Raw genomic sequence first — 3,562 nt, 5'->3', positions numbered from 1 at the left:
GGTCGAGATCGGTGTCCCGGATGAAGCTGATCGACGTCGAGGCAGGCGTTCCCGCCCCGGCGCGCGGGAACTGCAGGGCCAGGACGGCGAACGTCACGCCGACGATCCCCTGGCCGAGGATCTTCCACCGCGCCTTGAGCCCGAGGCTGCGCTGCCGGGAGATCTTCACGAAGTCGTCCAGGAAGCCGACGACACCGAGACCGGTCATGAGGAAGAGCACGAGCAGCGCCGAGGCGGAGGGCAGCCGCCCCGTGGCCACCAGACCACCGCCCCAGCCGAGCAGGGTCGCCGCGATGATGACGACACCGCCCATCGTCGGCGTCCCGCGCTTGGTGAAGTGCGCGGTCGGTCCGTCCTGGCGGATGAACTGCCCGTACTGCTTGCGGACGAGGTAGCGGATGAACAACGGCGTGCCCAGCAGCGCGAGCACCATCGACAGCCCACCGGAGATGAGGACGGCTCTCACAGCTCGCCCCCCTCGTCGATCCGCGCGGCGACGCCGCCTGCGAGGTCTGCCGCGAGGTCCTCGAGGCCGGCGCCGGTCACCAGCACGATGTCCTCGGGTTCGATCTCGGTCGCGAGCCAGGCGCGCGCGGCGTCGACATCGGGGACCCAGGCCGTCTCGGCGTCCCAGGATCCCTCCTGGTACGCGCCGGTGTGCACGGCACGAGCGGACGGGCCGACCGCGAGCAGCCGTCGCACGTCGAGCCGCACGGCGAGCCGACCGAGCGCGTCGAGGTCGGTCACCTCGGCCGGGGTCCGCGGAGCCGCCACCACGGCGACGGTGCGCCGCCCGTGGGACGTGCGGCGCAAGGCGTGCAGCGCGGCGCGCTGGGCGTCGACGTCGACGGCGTCGGCGGTCAGGACGTCACCGGGACGCCCGGCCTCGCGCGTGCTGAGGTAGACGTCACGGTCGTTGTAGCGGTGGAACACTCCGGCGATCTCCTGAGTCGGTTCATGGCCCTTGCCGGTCACGATCACGGTGTCGCTGCTGCCGCCCAAGAGCATGCCGAGCCGGACGGCGTCCGCGCGCGGGGAGACCTCGAGCACCCCACGCAGGTCGGGACGGACCGAGCGCGCGCCGGCAAGGATGGCCGAACGGATCTCCCCCGGGTCCTCCGAGCGTGGGTTCTCGTCCGTCACCACGACGACGTCGGCCAGCCGTGCCGCGATCTCGCCCATGAGGGGGCGCTTCCCGCGGTCACGGTCGCCGTCCGAGCCCAGGACGAGCACCAGTCGACCCGGGGTGATCGGGCGGACCGCCTCCAGCGCGAGGGTCAGTGCGTCCGGCGTGTGGGCGTAGTCGACGAGGCACAACGGCCAGCCCGCCCCCCGCTCGACCACGCGTTCCATCCGCCCGGGGATCGCGTGCGCCCCGGCCACCCCGGAGACGGCGTCCTCGAGCGAGATCCCGGCCCGATGGGCGACGACGATCGCCAGGGCGGCGTTGGACACGTTGACGAGCCCCGGGAGCGGGCTGAACGCCTCCAGGCGCACACCGTCCGGGCCCACCAGAGTGAAGGTCGAGCCGACACCGTCGAGGCCGATCGTCGCCTCCTCGACCCACCAGTCGGCACCCTCCCGAGCGGCAGGGTCCGCATGCGTGGCCACGGTCTCGACCGGGATGCGCGCCTCCGCTGCCAGGCGCCTGCCCCATTCGTCGTCCACGCAGATCACTCCGCGGCGCGCGTGGTCGGGGGCGAACAGCCGAGCCTTGTCCCGGAAGTAGCCCTCCATGTCACCGTGGAAGTCCAGGTGGTCCCGCTGGAGGTTGGTGAACGCGGCGACGTCGACCGTCAGCCCCGCCACCCGCTCCAGGGCCAGCGCGTGCGAGGAGACCTCCATCGAGCAGGCGGTCGCGCCGCGCTCGAGCATGAGGGCGAACAGGCCGTGCAGCACGGGCGCCTCGACGGTCGTGCGCGGGCTCTCGATCGCCTCGTCCCCGACCCGGAGCTCGACGGTCCCGACGACGGCGGTCGTGGTGTGGACCGCGCGCAGGGCGGCGTCGACGAAGTAGGTGGTCGTCGTCTTGCCGTTGGTCCCGGTGACGCCGACGACGGTGAGCTCCCGCGCGGGATGCCCGTAGCACCAGGCCGAGACCTGGCCGAGGACCGTGCGCAACGGCCGGTCGGTGACGATCACCGGGACCTCGCACCCGGGGCCGATCAGCTCGGCGCCCTCGGCGTCCGTGAGCACCGCGACGGCGCCGGCGGCGAGCGCCTCCGCGGCATGGCGCGCCCCGTGGACCTTCAGCCCGGGGAGGGCGACGAAGAGATCTCCTGGCAGCACGTCGGTCGAGCCGACGGCCACCCCGGTGACCGAGACGCCCTCCGTCGACGACGAGGCCGTCGACCCCGCGACGACTGCGAGGTCGGACAGGGAACGGACAGGGCGGTGCTCGGGCCTCATCCGGCCCTGGGGGGACGTCACGGCGCCGAATCTACCTGTCGGGGGCCGATCCGCCCGCTCACTCCCACGTCGTGGGGTACAGATCGGGCGTGGTACCGCTCGGCGGGATGCCCAGGTACTGGAGCGTGTGACTCGTGACCTCGCTGAACACCGGGGCCGCGACGCTGCCACCGTAGATCGAGGACTTCGGGTCGTAGACCGTGACGTTCACCACGATGCGCGGGTCGTCCGCGGGGGCGATCCCGATGAAGGAGGCGACGTTCTTCACGACCCCGTTCCCCTCGAAGGCCTGCGCGGTTCCCGTCTTGCCTGCGATGCGGTAGCCGGGCACGGAGGCGTTGCCTCCGGTGCCGTCCGCGACGGCCCCCTCGAGCATCCGCACGATCGTGTCCGCCGTCTCCTCGCTGACGACCTGGGTGGGCTCCGGCTGCTCGACCGGCTGGAGGACGCCGTCCTCGTCGGCGATCGCCTTGACGATGTGCGGGGCGACGCGTTCGCCGTGGTTCGCCAGCGTGGCGAAGACCTGGGTCGCCTGGAGGGTCGTGACGGCGACCGCCTGGCCGAAGAGCACCGCGTACTCCGAGCGGCCGTCCCAGTCCTCGGCGTCGTGCAGCAGGCCGGCCGACTCCCCGGGGAGCCCGACTCCCGTGGTGGAGCCGAGCCCGAACTTCGCCAGGTAGTCGTGCCGCACGGCCTTCGGGACGTTCTGGCCGACCATCACGGTCCCGGTGTTGGAGGACTCCGCGAGGATCCCGGCAAGGGTGAGGTTGAGCGTCTCGTGCTCGTGCGAGTCCTTGAAGGTCTGCCCGTTCTCGACCGTGAACGTGTAGGGGACTGAGTAGGTCGAGGTCGGCGTCGCGATGCCCTGCTCGAGGATCGCGGCCATGGTGATGACCTTCGCGGTGGATCCGGGCTCGTAGACGGAGGCGGCGGCCCTGGCCGGGTCAGCGTCGGTCGGGTTGTTCGGGTCGATCGTCCCGGAGTCCGCGAGGGCGAGGATCTCGCCGGTCTGCACGTCGTAGACCTCGACCGTGCCCCACTGCGCCCCTGTCGCGCTGACCTGCTCGTCGATCGCCTGCTGGGCGATGAACTGCACGTCGCGGTCGATCGTGAGCTGGACGTCGCGGCCGGGGATCGCCGGAACCATCGAGTC

General features: G+C 72.0%; 2 protein-coding genes and 1 pseudogene. All 3 read right to left on the bottom strand.

Annotated elements, in window-relative coordinates; translation table 11 throughout:
• A pseudogene (locus ABWK99_RS14785) lies at window positions 1–466 on the bottom strand (phospho-N-acetylmuramoyl-pentapeptide-transferase); the annotation flags it as partial.
• Entirely contained in the window at window positions 463–2,430 is a 1,968-nt protein-coding gene (locus ABWK99_RS14780) for a UDP-N-acetylmuramoyl-L-alanyl-D-glutamate--2,6-diaminopimelate ligase (RefSeq protein ID WP_372595459.1), read from the bottom strand. The pseudogene ABWK99_RS14785 and the gene ABWK99_RS14780, both read right to left, overlap by 4 nt.
• A 37-nt stretch (window positions 2,431–2,467) precedes the next feature.
• On the bottom strand, window positions 2,468–3,562 hold a 1,095-nt coding region (locus ABWK99_RS14775; RefSeq protein ID WP_372595458.1), incomplete at its 5' end, for a peptidoglycan D,D-transpeptidase FtsI family protein.

The sequence above is a fragment of the Actinotalea sp. genome (genome assembly GCF_041597215.1).
Classification (GTDB): domain Bacteria; phylum Actinomycetota; class Actinomycetes; order Actinomycetales; family Cellulomonadaceae; genus Actinotalea.
Note: the sequence above shows the minus strand (reverse complement) of the source record. Positions and strands in the feature narration are given on the sequence as shown.